Here is a 343-nt window from a genome sequence, read left to right as displayed (position 1 = left end):
AGATTCAACTTGGCAAAAGAAATCAGATTTTTAACCTTTTGAAGTTAAGGTCAGTGAGTACGGTTGGCTGTCAAATAACGCTGGAAGGCGTCATCCAATAGCTTTTTATCTGCCCCACTGAAAACTTTTAGCATGGCAGTCGGAAAGGCATCTTGCCCGCAAAAAGTCGGCAAGCATATCGTGATGCATTCTCGAAGCAGTCAAGCCGCGATTTTAATACCCCGAACTGAGCTCGTTAAAGCTGACTGCTCTTACATGCTAGAGCCTTCAACTTTGTAGTATTGCTTGGCTTATGCTTCTTTTATCCGACTGGCAAGAATCTCCTTAACTCGCTTGTAAGGCG

It is taken from the genome of Lactobacillus delbrueckii subsp. delbrueckii DSM 20074 = JCM 1012 (assembly GCF_001433875.1).
Classification (GTDB): Bacteria; Bacillota; Bacilli; order Lactobacillales; family Lactobacillaceae; genus Lactobacillus; species Lactobacillus delbrueckii.
The sequence above is the reverse complement of the archived record's forward strand: the minus strand, read 5'-3'. Positions refer to the sequence as shown.